This is a genomic window from Streptomyces sp. NBC_01306 (assembly GCF_026340465.1).
GTDB lineage: Bacteria > Actinomycetota > Actinomycetes > Streptomycetales > Streptomycetaceae > Streptomyces.
In genome coordinates this window covers 6,160,223-6,178,059 of record NZ_JAPEPC010000001.1, presented here as the reverse complement: position 1 = coordinate 6,178,059, position 17,837 = coordinate 6,160,223, and the positions used below count along the sequence as shown (strand labels likewise).

Genomic DNA, 17,837 nt, shown 5'->3' with positions numbered 1-17,837 from the left:
GGAGGTAGCCCGATGAACCTGTCCAGGCGGGGTCTGCTGGCCGCGAGCGGAGCCGTGGGTGCGCTGGGAGCCGTGGGCGCGGCGGCCCAGCCGGCCGCCGCGCACGGGAAGCGCGCCCGGGTGAGTACCGGGTTCGACCGGCTGGCCGCCGACGGCTACGGCCTGCTCGACGGGGAGCGCGTCGGGATCGTCACCAACCCGACCGGGGTCACCCAGGACGTCCGGCACATCGTCGATGTCATGCACGCCGACCGGAGGGTGAACCTCACCGCCGTCTTCGGCCCGGAGCACGGGTTCCGCGGCACGGCGCAGGCGGGCGGTTCGGAGGGGCGGTACGACGACCCGGCGACCGGGCTTCCGGTGTACGACACGTACACCAGGAGCGGGCAGCCCCTCGCGGACATCTTCACCACGTCCGGCGTGGACACGGTGGTCTTCGACATCCAGGACGTGGGGGCCCGCTTCTACACGTACATCTGGACGCTGTACGACTGCATGGAGGCGGCGGCGCTGGCGGGCCTGCGCTTCGTGGTGCTGGACCGGCCGAATCCGGTCACCGGCCGGGCCGCGCTCGGTCCTGTGCTGCACAAGGAGTTCGCGACCTTCGTCGGGCGGCAGCCCGTCTCCCAGGCGCACGGGATGACCGTGACGGAGCTCGCCCGGCTCTTCAACGGTGAATTCCTCCCGAAGCCGGTCGAGTTGGAGACCGTGCGGATGTCCGGCTGGCGGCGCGGCGACTTCTTCGACGCGACGGGGCTGCCATGGGTGCCGCCGAGCCCGAACATGCCGACACCGGACACCGCACTCGTCTACTCGGGGACCTGCCTGTTCGAGGGGACGAACCTCTCCGAGGGACGGGGCACCACCAGGCCGTTCGAGCTGCTGGGGGCAGAGGGGATCGACCGGCGGTGGGCCGAGGCGGCCAACGCGCTGGAGCTGCCGGGGGTCGCCTTCCGCGAGGCGTACTTCGCGCCGGTGTTCTCCAAGTTCGAGGGGAAGACCGCGGGCGGTGTGCAGCTCCATGTCCAGGACCGTGCGGCGTTCGACCCGGTGCGGACCGCGATCGGGCTGCTGGTGACGGCCAAGAAGGTCTGGTCCGGGTTCGCCTGGCGTTCCGACGACTGGATCGACAAGCTGACCGGGTCCGCGCAGGTCCGCACCATGATCGACAAGGGTGCGGACACCGATGAGGTGGTGGCGGCCTGGCAGGGCGAACTCGCCGCCTTCCGGTCCGTCCGCGAGCGGTATCTGACGTACCGCTGAGCGACAACCGCCGCGGGCCGGACCGGAGTTGTCCGGTCCGGCCCGCGGCCCCCTACCCCGGTATCGCTACCGGTGCGAGGGGAACTCCACGACCTGCTGGTACGTGGGCCGGTTCTGCCACTGGATGGGCCAGAACTGCAGCCCGCCCAGCGGACGGTGGATGATCGCGTCCGAGCACCACTGGTCACCGGCGGCGCAGCTGTCGTCGCCGGGGTAGACCTGCGCCGGGGTCTTGGCCGCGGCCTGGCCCAGGGTCGAGAGCAGCACGTCGCGGCAGGAGCTCAGGTCTCCCCCACCGCAGTACGTCTTGCCCAGCTTGCCCTTCACCGGGCGTCCCAGGACCGTACGGATGTCCTTGTCGACATAGCTCCACCAGCCGTACTGGAAGGCGGATCCGGCGTGGGCCCCGGTGGGTCCGTGGGCCGCCGACGGCGACTCGTCGATGGCGAGGTTGTTGGTGAGCGCCGTGTAGAGGTCGTCACCGAGCCCCGGTTTGAACTCGGACTCCACCAGCAGCGGCCACCAGGCGTCCATGATCCGCACGGCGTCCGGGTGGGTGTAGACGTGCGAGCTCTGGGCGTTCTCCTTGCGCTGGGCGCCGTCGGCCACCCAGGCCTCCAGCTGCTCGACGGCCTTTGCCTCCGCCGGGTCGGTGACCGGCTTGCTCCGTACGACGTCGAGCAGTTCGGGCAGGACGTCCTCGCCGCGCAGGTCGGTGACGGCCGCCTCGGCCATGGCACGGGTCAGCGCGGCACGGGTGACACCGCCCTTGGCGACGAGCTTGGCCACCCGGTCACCGAGCAGGTCGACCCGGTACACCGAGCCGTTGCCGAACCCGGCCGAGGAGTAGTCCTTGGCCTGCTTGTTGTTCCAGGAGACGTAGTAGTCCTGGCCCACGGACTGCGGGTGCTGGGCGGGCGGGGTGACGTCGGTGGCGTACTGGTCGGGGTCGAAGCCCTTCCACTCGTAGGCCTGTTCGGCCTTGACGGGCAGCGAGGCGTCCACCCCGTCCGCACGCACCGGGTTCCTGCCGCTGTTGAAGTAGGCGGCCTGACGGGAGTCCGCGTAGAACCAGTTGAAGGTGAAGCCGATGTGGCTGGCCGCCTCCTGGAAGGTCTTGGCGTCCTTCACGTACCCCGGGTCGTTCATCATCTGGAAGCCGACTATCGAGTCGGCCTCATGGCCGTACGTACTGCGCAGCGAGGTATAGGCGACGGGTTTGCCGCCGACGGTCGCACGGTGCGTCACGATGCCGTACTTGGTGCGGTAGACCTGCATCCGGTAGGAGCCGGCCGCCGTGGAGTCGGCGACGGTGGGCGTCCAGGAGTTGGTCCGCTCCATCTTCTCCATCGGGGTGCAGACGCCCCGGAAGAGGTAGTGGGTGTCGTCCTGGCAGAGCTCCACCGCGTAGGTGTCGGTGATGTCCTGGCCCGCGGATGTGGCGCTCCACGCGTAGTCCTGGCCGCGGCCCAGCTGGATGTACATGCCGACACCGGCGAAGGAGACACCGCGGGCGCTGATGCCGGGCCCCTGGAGTTCCTGGAGCATCAGCAGCTGGGGCAGGAAGTACCCGGTCTGCGGGCCGAACACGGCGACGGGGTTTCCGCTCGCGGTGTGCTGCCCCGAGACGACGAGGGCGTTGGACATGCCCTTCTTGCTGCTGAACAGGTCGGCGGGCAGCACCCCGTTGTCGTACATCCCCTGCATGGGCTTGAGTTTCTTCGGAGCCTTGACCGGGGTCTTCGCCTCGGTCTTGGCGCCGCCCGTCCGGTCGTAGACCAGCGGTTCGGCCTTCACGGAGCCCGGGTCGGGCATCGCGGTGCCCTTGGGGTCCGCGGGCTTGTCCGCGTACGGGAAGCTGGTGCCGTCATGGACGGTGAGGGTCGCCTCCGGGTCGTTGCGCTCCCGGAACGACTCCCAGACCTTGCTGCCCTCGGTGACGCCGTACTTCTGCTGGGCCGAGAGCAGCGACAGCGCGTCCTGCACCTCGCCGCCACCGCCGCTGCCGAAGAGGCTGCCGACGACCGAGGCGAGCGCGATCATGTCCGTGATCTTGAACGGTGCGATCTCACCGGCGTTGGTGATCGCGTTGATCTTCCCGGTGAGGACGTACTCGCCGGGGAAGTAGCGGCCGTCCTTCGACTTCTGCCGGTAGGCGTTGATGCCGTCGATGTACGCCTGCGCGTCGTCCATGGCCTGCTTGCCGCGCGCGCCCTGGGCCGCTATCCGGTCGGCCTGGTCCTGGAGGTCCTGCTCGGTGTACGGGGCCTGCGGCCAGAACTCCTGCTCCAGGCCCTGGTTGGCGAGTGCGCCGCCGGCGAAGGAGGTGAGCTCGCCGCGGCCGATGTGCCGGAAGAGGTCCATCAGCCAGAGCCGGTCCTGGCCCGCCGCGTATCCGGCACCGAACTCGGTTCCGTAGCGCGTCGTCCCCTTGATGTGGGGTACGCCGGTCTTCTTGTCCCGGGTGATGCTGACGTCGTCGCGCGGCTTGGTGACCGAGGCGACCTGGTCGTCGGGGACGCCGAACGAGGCGTCGTTGAAGAAGTTGTTCAGGGTGGAGTCGGTGAGCGACGGAGCCCCGGCGGGCAGCGCGTCGTACGGTCCGAGCTGGTCGGCGCTGTGTTCGGGGCGGGTGCCCAGCGCACGGTGGGCGAGGATCTGGGCGAGGGTGGCGTTGCCGTTCTCACCCGGCGGCATGATGTCGTTGCACTGGCTCTTGCAGTAGTCGGTGACGGGGTCCGCGGCCGCGGCGGTCGCCTGCGGCAGTGGTGTCATCAGGCCGGCGCCGAGTGCGAACACCGCCATGGCGATGGCGGTTCTGAACTTTCCGGTGCGTCGTCGCATGAATGCTCCTGAGGGGGAAGCCGTGGAGACGGACGTTACTGGCGAGGTAACCCGTCAGTAAGGTGAACATGCGTCACCTTTTCCGAATCACCACACAGGTGCGGGAGCGGCCGGATCGGTGATGGCAGCCATCGGGAATTCGATGGAGCCGAACCGGGTAGCCGTACGTCCATTCACTGACACAGGAGTATTCAGCGACGGAGGTGGCAGTGCGATGGCCGGTTTCCGGAGTCTCGCGAGACAGGTGCGCGATCCCCACCACGACCTTGCCCTGCGGCGGTATTCGCTGCGCAAGTGTCTGGAGAGGTTTGCCCCGTACGGACACAGGGCGACCTGGGATCATCTGTGTGCCAGGCATCACATCGGGCCCGAGGACCGGGCCCCGGATCCGGCGCGGCTGGTGGCCGCGCTCGACGAACTTGAAGAGGCGCGAACCGTCTGGCTCGCCTACGAGGCGGAGTTCGCGGAGCGGCGCAAGCGTGAGAAACACGACGGGATACGGCGTCCCGGCACCTTCGACGACTGGCACCGGCGCACCTGGGGCGGCTGCGGTGTGGCCTGGTGCGGCGACCCCGCCGTGCACCCGTCCCGCCCTCTGGCGGAGGTTCTGCGGCGGCTGATTTCCGCCCTCAGGGCCGATCCGGCCGGCGCCTGCCCGGTATGTACCGAGAAGACCATGACCTGGACCTCGCGAGGCGGCCGGGAGCCGTGGTCGGGGCCTGTCTGCAGCCACTGCGGGATCCTCGTACCGCAGCCGGTCCTCACCCCCACCGCGCTGGCCCGCGCGAGGAGCGCCCGGCACTCACCCCTGGCATCGGCGGCCTGAGAACCGGGCCCGATGGCCGGGCCCGGTATCCGGCGGGCCCGATACAGCCTGCGTGACCGTCAGCCGGTCCCGCTCTCCGGAGCCGGACCGGGAGGACCGGGGAGCAGCCTCGAACCGGTCATGCGGTCGCCGAACATGTCGTCCGGGTTGGACAGGACGCAGTTCTCCAGCGACAGGCAGCCGCAGCCGATGCAGTCGGTGAGATGGTCGCGCAGGCGGGCGAGCTGGGCGATGCGCCCGTCCAGCTCGGAGCGCCAGGCGGCGGAGAGGCGCGCCCAGTCCTCGCGGTTGGGCGTGCGCTCGTCGGGCAGTTCGGCGAGCGCGCCCCTGATCGTGGCCAGCGGGATGCCGACCCGCTGCGCCGCGCGGACGAAGGCGACGCGGCGCAGCGCGTCCCGGGTGTAGCGGCGCTGATTCCCGCTCGTCCTGCGGCTGCTGATCAGCCCCTTGCTCTCGTAGAAGTGCAGGGCGGAGACGGCGGCCCCGCTCCGTGCGGAGAGCTGGCCGACCGTGAGCTCATGGATCTTCTCTGGAATGTGCGGCACTCCGCGAAGCCTACTGCCCGCCTCCGTCAACGGCCGGTGGTGCGGCCGGTCGTTGACAGGGACGGGCGCGCCCTACGATGCTGAGCAAGCGCTTGGACACTTCACTGGGGCCGCCGGAGCGCCGCCGGCCGCCGGGACTGTTGGGAAAGGCAGGATCACGCATGGCAGAGCCGAGGATCTTCACATCCGCCGATGAGCTGCGCGCCGGGATCGGTGAGCAGCTGGGGCCGAGCGACTGGCTGGAGATCGACCAGAAGCGGATCGACCTCTTCGCGGACGCCACGGGTGACCACCAGTGGATCCATGTCGACCCGGAGAAGGCCGCGGCGGGCCCGTTCGGCACGACCATCGCTCACGGCTATCTGACGCTGTCGCTGCTGCCCACGCTGGTCCCGCAGGTCATGCGGGTCGAGGGGATGAAGATGGGCATCAACTACGGCACCAACAAGGTGCGTTTCCCCGCCACGGTGCCGGTCGGCTCCCGGCTGCGGGCCACGGCGGTCCTCACGGATGTGTCCGATGCGGGCGGGGGCGTCCAGGTGACGGCCGCCGTCACGGTGGAGCGCGAGGGCGGCGACAAGCCGGTGTGCGTGGCGGAGTCGGTCTCCCGCTACTACTTCTGACACCGGCCGCGGGACTGCCGCACCGCTGGACCACCGCGGCGCCGGGCCGCCGCTGAGCCCGCGCTACTTGCGGGCGGAGACCATCCGCAGGACGAGGTCGGCGTAGAACACGCCGACCTCGTCGGGCGTGCTCCGCCCCTCCACGTTGAACCAGCGCGACACGTCGATGCAGAGCGACAGCACGGCCAGCGCTGTCCCGGCGACGTACGGGACGTCGAACTCCCCTGCCAGCACACCGTCGTTGATGATGCGGCGCACGGCGGCGTCGCTGCGCTTGCGGAGTTCGACGATCTCGGTGCGGTGTTCGGCGGCGAGCGCGTCGAGTTCGTACTGGACGACACGGGCAGTCATGTGGTGCCCGGCGTGCCAGCGGACGAAGGCGCGGACGGCCGCCGCGAGCCTGTCGGCGGGTGTGCCCGGGCCGTCGGCCGCCGTCTCCAGGATCTCCAGGGCCTTCTCGTGGCCGATCCGGCTGATCCGGTGGAGCAGCTCTTCCTTGGTCTTGTAGTGGATGTAGAGCGCGGCCGGGCTCATTCCGGCGCGGCCCGCGATGTCGCGGGTCGTCGTCGCGTGGTAGCCGCGTTCGGCGAAGGCCTCGACCGCGGCGACGAGCAGCCGCCTGGCTGCCTCGGGGCCGACCTCCGCCCACGGCTCCTCGCCGCCCGCCGTCTCCTCCGCCGTGCTCATTGCTCGCCCCTTCCGCCCATGACGCAGCGCTGCTGCAGGACGCACACCATACCCCGAAGGTGAGCAAGCGCTTAGAACGATGGCAGCGGCTGTCAGAGCTTCTGGAACGGGTCGTGCTCGGCGAGCAGTTTCTCCAGCCGGGCCTGGTCGACCCGGGTCACGATCTGGCCGGCCTCCTGCCGGTCCCTGATGACCTTGGCGAGGGTGAAGGCGGATGTCGTGAGGTAGAGGAGCCCGAGCCCGAGGAAGGCCCGCACCCAGACGTTGACGTCCAGGTTGAGGATGCCCAGCGCCATGGCCGCCAGTGCGACGGCGAAGGAGGCGACGGCCTGGCCGTAGTAGGCGGCGGTGTTCTGCTGTCTGACCGGTGTGTCACTCATGGGGACAGCATCGTGCGGATGTGGCACCGGCCACATCCGCACAGCTACTCAGCGCTGGTACTCAGAGCGGGCGCCCGGCGCGGGTGCCCGTCCGGTGCGGCCACGAGCGGGCCGGAAGGCGGGCCCCGGTGTCAGAAGGCGGAAACCCCGGTGAGCGCGCGGCCGATGACCAGCTTCTGGATCTGGCTGGTGCCCTCGTACAGCGTCATCACGCGGGCGTCGCGCAGCAGCTTCCCCGCCGGGTACTCGTCGATGTACCCGTAACCGCCGAAGACCTGGAGTGCGTTGTTCGCGGCCCGTACGGCGGCCTCCGACGCGAAGAGCTTCGCCTTGGACGACTCGGTGGCGAAGGGCTCGCCGCGGTCGATCAGATCGGCGACCCGCCAGGTGAGCAGCCGGGCCGCGTCCACGTCCACCGAGATGTCGGTGATCAGCTCCTGGATGAGCTGGTGGTGGGCGATCGTTCTGCCGAACTGCTCGCGCTCGGTCGCGTACTTCACGGCGCAGTCGAGCGCCGCCTGCGCGATGCCCACACAGCCCGCGGCGACCGACATCCGCCCCTTGGCCAGCGCCGACATGGCGACCGAGAACCCCTTGCCCTCGGGCGCCAGCATCGCCGACGCCGGGACCCGTACGTCCTCGAAGACCAGCTCGGCCGTCGCCTGGCCGCGCAGCCCGAGCTTGCCGTGGACGGTACGGCGGGTGAGTCCCGGGGTGTCGGTGGGGATCAGGAACGCCGAGATCCCCCGGTGACCCGGGGCATCGGTGGAGCGGGCGAAGAGGAGCACCACATCGGCCCAGGTGCCGTTGGTGATGAACATCTTGGAGCCGTTGACGACGTAGTCACCGGTGGCGCCGTCCCGGACGGCCTTCGTCGTGAGGTTGCCCGCGTCGGATCCGGTGCCGGGCTCCGTGAGGCCGAAACAGCCGATGTACTCGCCGGAGGTGAGGCCGGGCAGCCAGCGCTGCTTCTGCTCCTCGTCGCCCCAGTGCGCGACGGTCTTGGCCACCAGGCCGAGCGAGACCGAGACGATGCCGCGCACCGACGAGTCCCCGCGGCCCAGCTCCTCGGTGACCAGGCAGTACGAGAGGTGGTCACCGCCGGAGCCGCCGTACTCCTCGGGCACGGTCAGTCCGAGGAAGCCCAGCGCGCCGAGCTTGCGCACCACGGAGCGGTCGACGCTCTCCGCCCGGTCCCACTCGACGACGTGCGGTGTGATCTCCCGGGCGACGAAGTCCTCGGCGAGCCGCCGTACCGCGGACTGCTCCTCACTGAGCTCCAGATTCATGGGGCACCTCTTTTTGATCAGCCGGATCATCCGGAACGGCCGGGCGGCCGGACAGCCCGACGGCCGGGCCGCCGGGCCGGATCCGTTAAATTAGCACTGCTAGTTTCTGGGTGGCAGGCCCTACTATGTGCGCCATGGCCCGCCCACGCAAGCCCCTCCTCAGCAGGGAGCGCATCGTCACCACCGCGAGCGCGCTCGTGGACTCCGAGGGGCTCGCCGCTGTCTCCACCCGCCGGCTCGCCGCCGAACTGGGGGTCAGCGGGCCCTCGCTGTACAACCACTTCCGTACCAAGGACGAGATCCTCGAAGCGGTCGCCGACGCCGTCTCGGCGCAGGTCGACCTGTCGATGTTCGACGAGACGGATGGCCGGGACTGGCGCACCGCGCTGTACGACTGGGCCGTCTCCTACCGGGCGGCCCTCAGCGACCACCCCAACATCGTCCCGGTGCTGGCCCACGGTCCCGGAAGGCGCCCGGCGGGGCTGCGGGTGGCCGACGCGGTCTTCGGCGCGATGGTCCGCGCGGGATGGCCGCCCGCCCAGGCGACGTACATCGGGGCGCTGATGCGGTACTTCATCACCGGCTCGGCGCTCGGCTCGTTCGCGCGCGGCTTCGTCGACGACGAGACGGCCTACGACCCCGCCGACTATCCGCACCTCGGACAGGCGCATCTGCTCGCCGACCGCCGGCAGAAGGTCGACAACGGCGCCTTCGAGACCGGGCTCAGGGCCCTGGTGGACGGCCTGGCTCTGCAGTTCGCGGACAGCCGGCCGCCCGCGGACGGTGGCTGACGCACGCGGTGCGCGCGTCAGCCGTCCGCGAGCGCCCGGAACACCGCCACGGCCGGCCGGGAGTCAGCCCCGCGGGGCGCCGGTCCGCAGGGTGCCGATGACGCCGACCCGGATGCCGAGCCACGGATAGACGTGGTCGAAGAACGGATTGTCCTGCGGCTGGAGTCCGACGGCCGACGGCCACATCTGGTAGGCGGGGGCGCCGGCGGTCCCGCCGTGCAGCCGCCGCCAGACGCGGCTGGAGTCCTGCCCGGCCGGGGCCGGTGCGATGGTGTCGGTCCACTCGACCGCGTTGCCGCCCTGGTCGAACGTGCCCCACGGCGAGGTGCTCCGCGCCTGGCCGACCGTACTGAGACTGCCCTGGTAGACGCGGGCGTAGAGCGTGGGGTCCAGGCCGAACGGGTTGACGCTGGAGCAGACATCCGGCCGCACCTGCCCCGGGCACCAGGCCGGCGCCGGCTGACCTGAAGCGTGGTAGGTGGCCAGCGGCTGGTTCGCGGAGTTGGTGACGTCCCCGGTCGAGGGGTTCAGGGCCGTCGGAGCGGGTGCGGTCGCGTCACCGTCACCGAAGACCCCGGGGTTGGTCGGGTACTTCCAGTAGGAGTCGGTGCCGCCGCCCTTCGGGTCGTAGTAGGCGGCCTTGATCCATTCGTCCTGGCTCGGCAGGACGAAGCCCGACGCGTGGGAGCGGGTGGCTTTCGGCCGTGCGAGGTCGTACATGCCCCGCTCGGTGCGCGCCGACAGCCGGACCTTGTACGTCCGTGACGTGAAGCCGCCGCCGTTCCCGGACTTCTCGGAGATCAGCCGGCCGTTGTAGAGCGAGTTGACGAAGCGCGCCGACCGCAGGAAGTTCGCGAAGCCGTACGGTTTGTCCGCCCACTGCGGATAGGCCACCGTGTAGTGGTGGCCGCTGCGGGCCCGCGCGGAGAAGTTGATCTGGCCGAACCTGGGCCAGGCGGTGGAACTCTCGGTGCTGTCGTAGAGGTTGTGGGGGTCCCGGCCCGTCGGGTCCGCCGTGTTCAGGAACGCCACCCACTCGTCGACGGTGACTTCGAGCTGCCCGATCTCGTACGGATGCCGGACACCGCCGACCATCAGGCATCCCTTGGAGGTGTCGGGGGGCGTCGGCGCAGGACCGGTAGACGGCATCAGTGAAGGGCACGACACCGATCGCCCGGTTGCCGGGCCTGCCCACCTCGACGGTCGTCACGGTGATGACCGATCCGCCGCCGCGTGCCGCGCTGCCGGGAAGCGGCGTTCCGGCCGCCGGGCCGGCCCCGGCCAGCGCGAGCGGTGTGAGCAGCGCCGGAATCCCGCACGCGGCGAGCGCGGCTCTGCTGAGGCGGGCACGGCTGAGAAGGCGAGGCATGGGCAGACCCTTCGGCGGTGGGAGCCCCGCGTCCGGAAGCGGCAGGGGCGGTGCGGCCGGAGAGGCCGGCGGCGCGACCCTACGCAGCGGTCACCCACGGCGCCCGGTGCCGCGCTCCCCGGCCGGGAAGTTCACCGGGATGCCGGGCCCGCGCACCCTGCGAACCTCTCGCCCCACCCCCTGGAGGCCCTGCCCAGGGGCCTATTCGAAGACCACCAGCGCCCGTCCGCCCTTGCCCGCCAGCATGTTCTCGAACGCCCCGGGGATCCCCTCAAGGCCGATCCGCTCCGTCACCATCGCGCCGACGTCGAGCCGCCCCGCCCTGATGTGCCCGGCGAGCACCGGCAGGTCCTGCGCCGGGTCGGAGTTGCCGTAGACGCAGCCGGAGAGCGTGCGGCCCCAGTGGAAGAGCTCCAGGGCGTTGAAGGTGACCTGCTGGTCCTTGCCGCCGATGCCGACCACCGTGGTGCGGCCGCCGCGCCGGGTCGACTCCCAGGCCGTACGGATCGTCACCGCGCGGCCCACGCACTCGACCGCGGCGTCCACGCCGTGGCCGCCCGTCAGCCGGCGGATGTCCTTGGCCGTGGTCCCGGACGCCACCACGAACTCGGTGGCACCGGCGGCCCGCGCCAGCTCCTCCTTCGCCGGGGAGACGTCCACCGCGATGATCGCCGACGCACCCGCGATCCGCGCGGACTGCAAGGTCGCGAGGCCGACACCACCCGCCCCGAACACCGCCACCGTCTCGCCCGCGCGGACCCGCGCCGAGTGGTGCACCGCGCCGTACCCGGTGAGGACAGCACAGCCCAGCAGCGCCGCGTCGGTGAGCGGGATGCCGTCGGGCACCGGCAGGACGCAGTTCGCGGCGACGACCGTCACCTCGGCGAACGCCGCGACGTTCAGGCCGGGATGCAGCTCGGTGCCGTCGGCGGTACGGGCATGGACGCGGCCGGCCCCGGACAGCGCGTCGGCGCAGAGCCACACCTCCCCGAGCGAGCAGGCATGGCATGTCCCGCAGGACGGGGCCCAGTTGAGGACGACGCCGTCACCCGGGGCGACATGGGTGACGCCCTCGCCCACCGAGACGACGGTGCCCGCGCCCTCGTGGCCGAGGACCGCGGGAACCGGCACCCGCATGGTGCCGTTCGCCAGCGAGAGGTCGGAGTGGCAGACCCCGGCTGCGGCGAGACGGACCCGGACCTGACCGGGGCCGGGTTCGGGCAGTTCGATGCCGGTGATCTCCAGGGGGGAACCGACGGCGGACAGGACAGCTGCGCGGACCATGTGCGGTGCTCCCGGGCTCAGAACTGCAGGGACTTGGTCTGGAGGTACTCGGCGAGGCCGTGCGAGCCGAGCTCGCGGCCGACGCCGGACTGCTTGTAACCGCCGAAGGGTGCGAGCGGGTTGAAGCGGCCGCCGTTGATGTCGACCTGGCCGGTGTCCATCCGCCGTGCGAAGGCCACCGCCTCGCTCTCCTCACCGGCCCAGACGGCGCCCGCGAGGCCGTAGACGGTGCCGTTGGCGATCCGCAGGGCGTCCTCCTCGTCCTCGTAGGCGATGACCGAGACGACCGGGCCGAAGATCTCCTCCTGCGCGATGGTCATGTCGGGGGTGACATCGGCGAAGACGGTCGGGCTGACGTAGTACCCCCGCTCCAGCGGCGCTCCGGGCCCGCCCGCGACCAGCCTGGCGCCCTCCTCGACGCCCTTCTCGATGTAGCCGCGGACGCGGTCCAGCTGCTTGGCGTTGACCAGCGGGCCCATCCGCTCACCCGGGGCGTACTTGGCGGCGGCCGCCGCCGCGAGCGTGACCGCCTCGTCGTACTGGTCGCGATGGACCAGCATCCGGGTCCAGGCGCTGCACGTCTGGCCGGAGTTGCCCATGACGTTGGCGACACCGACACCCACCGCCTTGGCCAGGTCGGCGCTCGGCAGGATCACGTTGGCGGACTTCCCGCCGAGCTCCAGCGCGACGCGCTTGACCGCAGCGCCGGCGACCGCGCCGATCTGCCGGCCGACCGCGGTGGAGCCGGTGAAGGAGACCAGGTCGACGCCGTCGTGCCCGGCCAGCGCCTGGCCCGCGACCGATCCGACGCCGGTGACCAGGTTGAAGACCCCCGCGGGCAGCCCCGCTTCCGCGGTCGCCTCGGCGAACAGCTGCGCCGTCAGCGGGGTGTCCTCGGCCGGCTTCAGGACGACCGTGCAGCCCGCGGCGAGCGCCGGGGCCACCTTGGCGACGATCTGGTGCAGTGGGTAGTTCCAGGGGGTGATCGCGCCGACGACGCCGACCGGTTCGGAGAGGACGGTCGAGTTGCCGACCTTCTCCTCGAAGGGGTGGGTGGCGGCCAGTTCCGCATACGAACCGGCGACCAGCGCGGGCACGCCCGCGTGCACGGCCCGGGAGAACTGCAGGGGTGCGCCCAGCTCGGCGGTGACGGTCTCCGCGATCTCGTCCCGGCGCGCGACCAGCACATCGCGCAGGTCCCCGATCCTGGCGGCACGCTCGGCGGGCGCCGTCGCCGCCCAGCCCGGGAAGGCCGCACGGGCCGCCCGTACCGCGGCGTCGACGTCCTCCGGGGTACCGGCCGGGACATGGCCGATGACCTGCTCGTCGGCCGGATTCACCACCGCGATCGTGTCCGGGCCGGCCGCGGGCCGCCACTCACCGCCGATGTACATGCCGTCGTGGGCCTTCATCGCACTCCTCCAGAGCCTGCCGGATGTCGCTGCGCCACCCGGCCCGGCGCCGTGCGGGGCCGTGCGGTGACGTCACCGCCCAAACTAGCGATGTTAGTTTTCCGGCGCCAGGGCCCCCCGACGGCGATGCCGCGACAGACGTGCCGGAACAGGCACGGCAGACCGGGTGCGTCAGAGCGGGGCGGGGCAGATCGGTGTGTCAGAGCGGGGGGGCTCATCCCCGGTGGACGGAGCGCCGCACCCCTGGTGGGGCGAATGGCGGGGCGAACAGCCCGGGCGCGCTCAGTCCAGTACGGGTCCGAGATACGCGTGCAGCAGTTCCCGGACCTCCCCGATCAGCCCCGTGTCCCCGGACGGCTCGCCGCGGAAGGCGAGTTGGAGCAGCGCGTCGGTCGCCTCGACACCGACGAGCACCTTGCGTCGCAGCGTGCCGTCGGCGGCCCTGCCGAGGTGGGACGCGAGCAGTTCGGTGAGGCGGTCGGCGACCTTCGGGTTGGGGTCGTCCAGTGCCGCCGGACCGCCGAAGTCGACGAAGGCGAATCCGGGGACGGTCCGCCGCATGGCGAGGTACTCGTCCAGTACGGCATCGATCACCCCGCGCCAGTCCGCCGCGGGGAGCCCGGTGAGCCGCTCGGTGATCCGGGTCGCATAGCCGTCCAGATTGCGCTGCGCCAGGGCGTCCACCATCGCGCGCTTGTTTCCGAAGAAGCGGTAGACGGAGCCGATGGGAACGGCCGCCCGCGCGGCGACGGCACGGGTGGTCAGCTGCTCGTAACCGTCCTCATCGAGGATTTCCGCGCAGGCGTCGAGTATCCGGGTCAGCCGCTCGGCGCTGCGCTGTTGTACGGGGACGCGCCGGAGCGCGTTCGGATCGGCCATGCGTTCCATGATGCCCCGGCGCGGTGTCGCCCCCGGTTTCCCCCCGTTGACGCGCGGTAAGCGCAATCCTACTGTTGAGCATAGGATTCTTTCGGCACCCGGGAGCGAGCGATGACGACCACCGAGCAGGCCAGAGAGATCGAGCGGGCCAGAGAGATCGAGCAGGCCGGCGCAGTCGAGCAGGCCAGAGAGACGGCCGGGGCGCTGACGTACTCGTCGGGTTTCGGCAACGAGCACAGCACGGAGGCGGTGTCCGGCGCCCTGCCGCACGGCCGGAACTCGCCGCAGCGCGCCCCGCTCGGGCTGTACGCGGAACAGCTCAGCGGCACCGCCTTCACCGAGCCACGCGCGCACAACCGCCGCTCCTGGCTCTACCGGATCAGGCCGTCGGCCGCCCACCCGCCCTTCGTACGGATCGACAACGGCGCGGTGCGCGGTGCGCCGTTCACCGAGAAGGTCCCCGACCCCAACCGGCTGCGCTGGGACCCACTGCCCGAGCCCGCCCCGGGCACGGACTTCCTGGCCGGCCTGTGGACGCTGGGCGGCAACGGCGACGCGAGCAGCCGCTCCGGGATGGCGGTGCACCTCTACCACGCCAACTCCCCCATGAAGGACCGGGTGTTCAGCGACGCCGACGGCGAGCTACTGATCGTCCCGGAGAGCGGCGGGCTCCTCATCCGTACCGAGCTGGGGCTGCTGAGCGCGCGGCCCGGTGAGGTCGCGCTGATCCCGCGCGGGGTCCGGTTCCGCGTCGAGCTGCTCGACGGAGTGGTCCGCGGCTATGTCTGCGAGAACTACGGCCGCCCCTTCCAGCTCCCCGACCTCGGCCCGATCGGCGCCAACGGCCTGGCGAACGCACGGGACTTCCTGGCCCCGGTGGCCGCCTACGAGGACGACGGCGTCGCCGGGCGCCCGGTCCAGGTGGTCAACAAGTACTGCGGCAATCTCTGGGCCGCGGAGTACGACCACTCGCCGCTGGACGTCGTGGCCTGGCACGGCAACCACGCGCCGTACGTCTACGACCTGCACCGGTTCAATGTGATGGGGTCCATCAGCTACGACCACCCGGACCCGTCGATCTTCACGGTGCTGACGTCCCCGTCCGACACCGAGGGTCTCGCCGGTGTCGACTTCGTGGTCTTCGCGCCGCGCTGGCTGGTCGGCGAGGACACGTTCCGGCCGCCCTACTTCCACCGCAATGTGATGAGCGAGTACATGGGGCTGATCGAGGGCGCGTACGACGCGAAGACGGCGGGCAAGGGCGGATTCGTACCGGGTGGCGGCTCCCTGCACAACATGATGTCCGCGCACGGTCCGGACCGGGAGACCTTCGAGCGGGCCGGCGTCGCCGAGCTCAAGCCGCAGAAGATCGACGACGGGCTCGCCTTCATGTTCGAGACGCGCTGGCCGGTGACGACGACCGCGCAGGCGGCGGAGGCCGGTCATCTGCAGACCGGGTACGACAACGTGTGGCAGGGGCTGGCCAGGCACTGGGAGGGCTGAGGGATACTCGGACAGCACGGTCGAAGATCACCGGCTGTCCGGTGCCGGCACGGCCGACCGTCCGTACGTACGGAGACCCACGTGACCGCCTTCGCGCCCGACTCGCTGGTCCTGAACCGCAGACTGCCCCTCTGGTATCAGGTCTCGCAGTCGCTGCGGGCCTCGATACTGGGCCGCCGTCCGCAGGATCCGCTGCGGCTGCCGACCGAGGAGCAGCTGGCCGGGCACTACCGCGTCAGCGTGCTCACCATGCGCCAGGCCCTGAAGGAGCTGGAGACGGAGGGCCTGATCACCCGGCACCGGCGGCGCGGCACCTTCATCGATCCCGGCGCACGGCCGAGCGCTCCGCGCCGTCTGCTGGGGTCGATCGACGCGATCGTCGCCCAGCAGTCGGGCGAGCGGACGACCGTACTCAGCCACGGCCCGGTCCCGGTGCCGGGTGAGCTCGCCGAGCACTTCCCCGGGCTGGACGAGATAGTCGACTACACCCGGCTGCGCTGCGACAGCGAGAGCGGTGAGCCGACCAACTGGGCGGAGAACGCGCTCCGTCCGGAGATCGCCGCCGCCGTCCGGATCAGCGACCTGGAGCGCTGGCCGATGACCAAGGTCCTGCGCGACGGGGTCGGGGTGCGGATCAGCCGGATCACCGACACGGTCGAGGCCCGGCTGGCGGACCCGGTGACGGCCGAACTGCTCCAGGTTCCGCTGCTCTCGCCGATCCTGCACTACACGGGCGTGACGTACGACGAGGCGGGCCAGGTCGTCGATGTGGCCCGGATCCGGTACCGGGGTGACAAGTTCTCCTTCTCGGTGACGGTGGAAGCGCCCTGACGTGTCGAGCGCCGTGATCTGTCGAGCGCCCTGACCTGTTGAAGACGGGTGTTCCGGGCCTCCGGCCTGCGCGCCCGTGCCGGCGGACGGCCCGACCAGGTGTCCGAACCGGTTGCTATCGTTCCCGGGCGGGTCGGGAAAGGCGCGCGAACGCGAGAGGGGGAGGTTCCATGGGGCTGTTCGACAGCATCCGCGGAGAATTCATTGACATCGTCGAGTGGACCGACGACAGCCGGGACACCATCGTGTGGCGATTCCCGCGTCATGACAACGAGATCAAGATGGGTGCCAGGCTCGTCGTACGCGAGTCGCAGACGGCGGTCTTCGTCAACGAGGGCCGGATCGCGGACGTCTTCCAGCCCGGCACGTACACGCTGGAAACGCAGAACCTGCCGCTGCTCGCCACGCTGAAGGGCTGGAAGTACGGGTTCAACTCGCCGTTCAAGGCCGAGGTGTACTTCGTCACCACCCGTCAGTTCACCGACATGAAATGGGGCACGCAGAACCCCGTCATCGTCCGCGACCCCGAGTTCGGCATGGTGCGGCTCCGGGCCTTCGGCGCCTTCGCCGCACGGGTGGTGGATCCGGCCGCGCTGCTGCGCGAACTGGCGGGCACCGACCCGCAGTTCCGCACCGAGGAGGTGCAGGAGTACCTGCGCCAGCTGATCGTCGGCAAGCTGGGCAGCGCGCTGGCCAACTCGGGCGTACCGATGCTGGATCTGGCGACCCAGCAGGACGCCATCGGCGTGAAGCTGGCGGGTGTGCTCACCCAGGAGCTGACGCCGGTCGGTATCGCGGTGCCCAAGTTCATCATCGAGAACATCTCGCTGCCGCCGGAGGTGGAGCAGGCCATCGACACCCGCTCCCGGATGGGCATCGCGGGCAATCTCGACCAGTACACCCAGTTCCAGGCGGCCGACGCGCTCGGCGCCGGTGCGCGGACCCCCGGCAGCGGTGTCGGCGAGGGCATGGGTCTGGGCCTCGGCATGGCCGCAGGTCAGCGGATGGCCGCAGGGCTCGCCCCGCAGCAGGCCGCAGCGGCGCCCGCCCCTGCCGCGGCGCCCGCACCGGCGGCAGGTCCGCCGCCGCTGCCCGCGCAGGAGCAGTGGTTCGTCGGTGTCAACGGCGCCCAGCAGGGACCGTACGACAGCGCCGCGCTCAGCGGCCTGGTGGGCGCGGGCACCCTGACGCGCGAGACGCTCGTCTGGAAGGACGGGATGGCGGGCTGGCTCCCCGCCGACCAGGTGCCGGGGATCAGCAGACTCCTCGGGTCCGTTCCGCCACCGTTCCCGCAGCAGGGCTGAGGCAGGG

Annotated in this window: 16 protein-coding genes; 7 read left to right on the top strand and 9 right to left on the bottom strand. The window is 71.0% G+C overall.

From position 1 onward, the window contains the following. The first annotated feature begins 12 nt into the window (after nt 1-12). The gene (locus tag OG385_RS27275; protein WP_266858560.1) at nt 13-1,263 is read left to right on the top strand and encodes a DUF1343 domain-containing protein; all 1,251 of its coding nucleotides are present in this window, start codon (nt 13-15) and stop codon (nt 1,261-1,263) included. 66 nt (nt 1,264-1,329) lie between these two features. Here OG385_RS27275 and OG385_RS27270 read toward each other — a convergent pair whose 3' ends face one another. Further along, nucleotides 1,330-4,107 (bottom strand): penicillin acylase family protein, encoded by a 2,778-nt coding sequence (locus OG385_RS27270; RefSeq protein WP_266858558.1) that lies wholly within the window; start codon nt 4,105-4,107, stop codon nt 1,330-1,332. Nucleotides 4,108-4,321: 214 nt separating this feature from the next. Between OG385_RS27270 and OG385_RS27265 the strand changes: the two genes are divergently transcribed. Continuing rightward, complete coding sequence (locus tag OG385_RS27265) at nt 4,322-4,933, top strand: hypothetical protein (protein WP_266858556.1); 612 nt, start codon at nt 4,322-4,324, stop codon at nt 4,931-4,933. 59 nt (nt 4,934-4,992) lie between these two features. Here the strand turns inward: OG385_RS27265 and soxR are convergent, their stop codons facing one another. After that, nucleotides 4,993-5,478 carry a redox-sensitive transcriptional activator SoxR gene (gene soxR / locus OG385_RS27260; RefSeq protein WP_266858554.1) on the bottom strand — a complete coding sequence of 162 codons (486 nt, stop codon included), beginning with the start codon at nt 5,476-5,478 and terminating at the stop codon, nt 4,993-4,995. A 161-nt stretch (nt 5,479-5,639) separates the two neighbouring features. Between soxR and OG385_RS27255 the strand changes: the two genes are divergently transcribed. After that, nucleotides 5,640-6,101, top strand: a complete 462-nt coding sequence (locus tag OG385_RS27255) for a MaoC family dehydratase (RefSeq protein ID WP_266858552.1) — start codon at nt 5,640-5,642, stop codon at nt 6,099-6,101. A 63-nt stretch (nt 6,102-6,164) separates the two neighbouring features. Here OG385_RS27255 and OG385_RS27250 read toward each other — a convergent pair whose 3' ends face one another. From OG385_RS27250 to OG385_RS27240, 3 genes are all read right to left on the bottom strand, one after another. Then, a complete protein-coding gene (locus OG385_RS27250) occupies nt 6,165-6,788 on the bottom strand; it encodes a TetR/AcrR family transcriptional regulator (protein WP_266858550.1) in 624 nt (207 codons plus the stop codon). Nucleotides 6,789-6,880: 92 nt separating this feature from the next. Next, nucleotides 6,881-7,168 (bottom strand): YiaA/YiaB family inner membrane protein, encoded by a 288-nt coding sequence (locus OG385_RS27245; RefSeq protein ID WP_266858548.1) that lies wholly within the window; start codon nt 7,166-7,168, stop codon nt 6,881-6,883. A 131-nt stretch (nt 7,169-7,299) separates the two neighbouring features. Then, entirely contained in the window at nt 7,300-8,457 is a 1,158-nt protein-coding gene (locus OG385_RS27240; protein ID WP_266858546.1) for an acyl-CoA dehydrogenase family protein, read from the bottom strand. A gap of 134 nt (nt 8,458-8,591) precedes the next feature. Between OG385_RS27240 and OG385_RS27235 the strand changes: the two genes are divergently transcribed. After that, nucleotides 8,592-9,248 carry a TetR/AcrR family transcriptional regulator gene (locus OG385_RS27235; RefSeq protein ID WP_266858545.1) on the top strand — a complete coding sequence of 219 codons (657 nt, stop codon included), beginning with the start codon at nt 8,592-8,594 and terminating at the stop codon, nt 9,246-9,248. Nucleotides 9,249-9,311: 63 nt separating this feature from the next. Here the strand turns inward: OG385_RS27235 and OG385_RS27230 are convergent, their stop codons facing one another. The 4 genes from OG385_RS27230 to OG385_RS27215 all read right to left on the bottom strand — a co-directional run bounded on the left by OG385_RS27230 (nt 9,312) and on the right by OG385_RS27215 (nt 14,201). Then, nucleotides 9,312-10,397 carry a hypothetical protein gene (locus tag OG385_RS27230; RefSeq protein ID WP_266858543.1) on the bottom strand — a complete coding sequence of 362 codons (1,086 nt, stop codon included), beginning with the start codon at nt 10,395-10,397 and terminating at the stop codon, nt 9,312-9,314. A 421-nt stretch (nt 10,398-10,818) separates the two neighbouring features. Further along, complete coding sequence (locus tag OG385_RS27225) at nt 10,819-11,901, bottom strand: Zn-dependent alcohol dehydrogenase (RefSeq protein WP_266858541.1); 1,083 nt, start codon at nt 11,899-11,901, stop codon at nt 10,819-10,821. Nucleotides 11,902-11,918: 17 nt separating this feature from the next. After that, nucleotides 11,919-13,313, bottom strand: a complete 1,395-nt coding sequence (locus tag OG385_RS27220; RefSeq protein WP_266858539.1) for an aldehyde dehydrogenase family protein — start codon at nt 13,311-13,313, stop codon at nt 11,919-11,921. A gap of 282 nt (nt 13,314-13,595) precedes the next feature. Beyond that, entirely contained in the window at nt 13,596-14,201 is a 606-nt protein-coding gene (locus OG385_RS27215) for a TetR family transcriptional regulator (protein WP_266858537.1), read from the bottom strand. A gap of 102 nt (nt 14,202-14,303) precedes the next feature. Here OG385_RS27215 and hmgA point away from each other — a divergent pair, with 102 nt between their 5' ends. From hmgA to OG385_RS27200, 3 genes are all read left to right on the top strand, one after another. Continuing rightward, nucleotides 14,304-15,695 (top strand): homogentisate 1,2-dioxygenase, encoded by a 1,392-nt coding sequence (gene hmgA / locus OG385_RS27210; RefSeq protein ID WP_266858536.1) that lies wholly within the window; start codon nt 14,304-14,306, stop codon nt 15,693-15,695. Between the two features lie 81 nt (nt 15,696-15,776). Beyond that, complete coding sequence (locus OG385_RS27205) at nt 15,777-16,526, top strand: GntR family transcriptional regulator (RefSeq protein WP_266858535.1); 750 nt, start codon at nt 15,777-15,779, stop codon at nt 16,524-16,526. Between the two features lie 170 nt (nt 16,527-16,696). Next, complete coding sequence (locus OG385_RS27200; RefSeq protein WP_266858534.1) at nt 16,697-17,830, top strand: SPFH domain-containing protein; 1,134 nt, start codon at nt 16,697-16,699, stop codon at nt 17,828-17,830. The last annotated feature ends 7 nt before the right edge of the window (nt 17,831-17,837 follow it).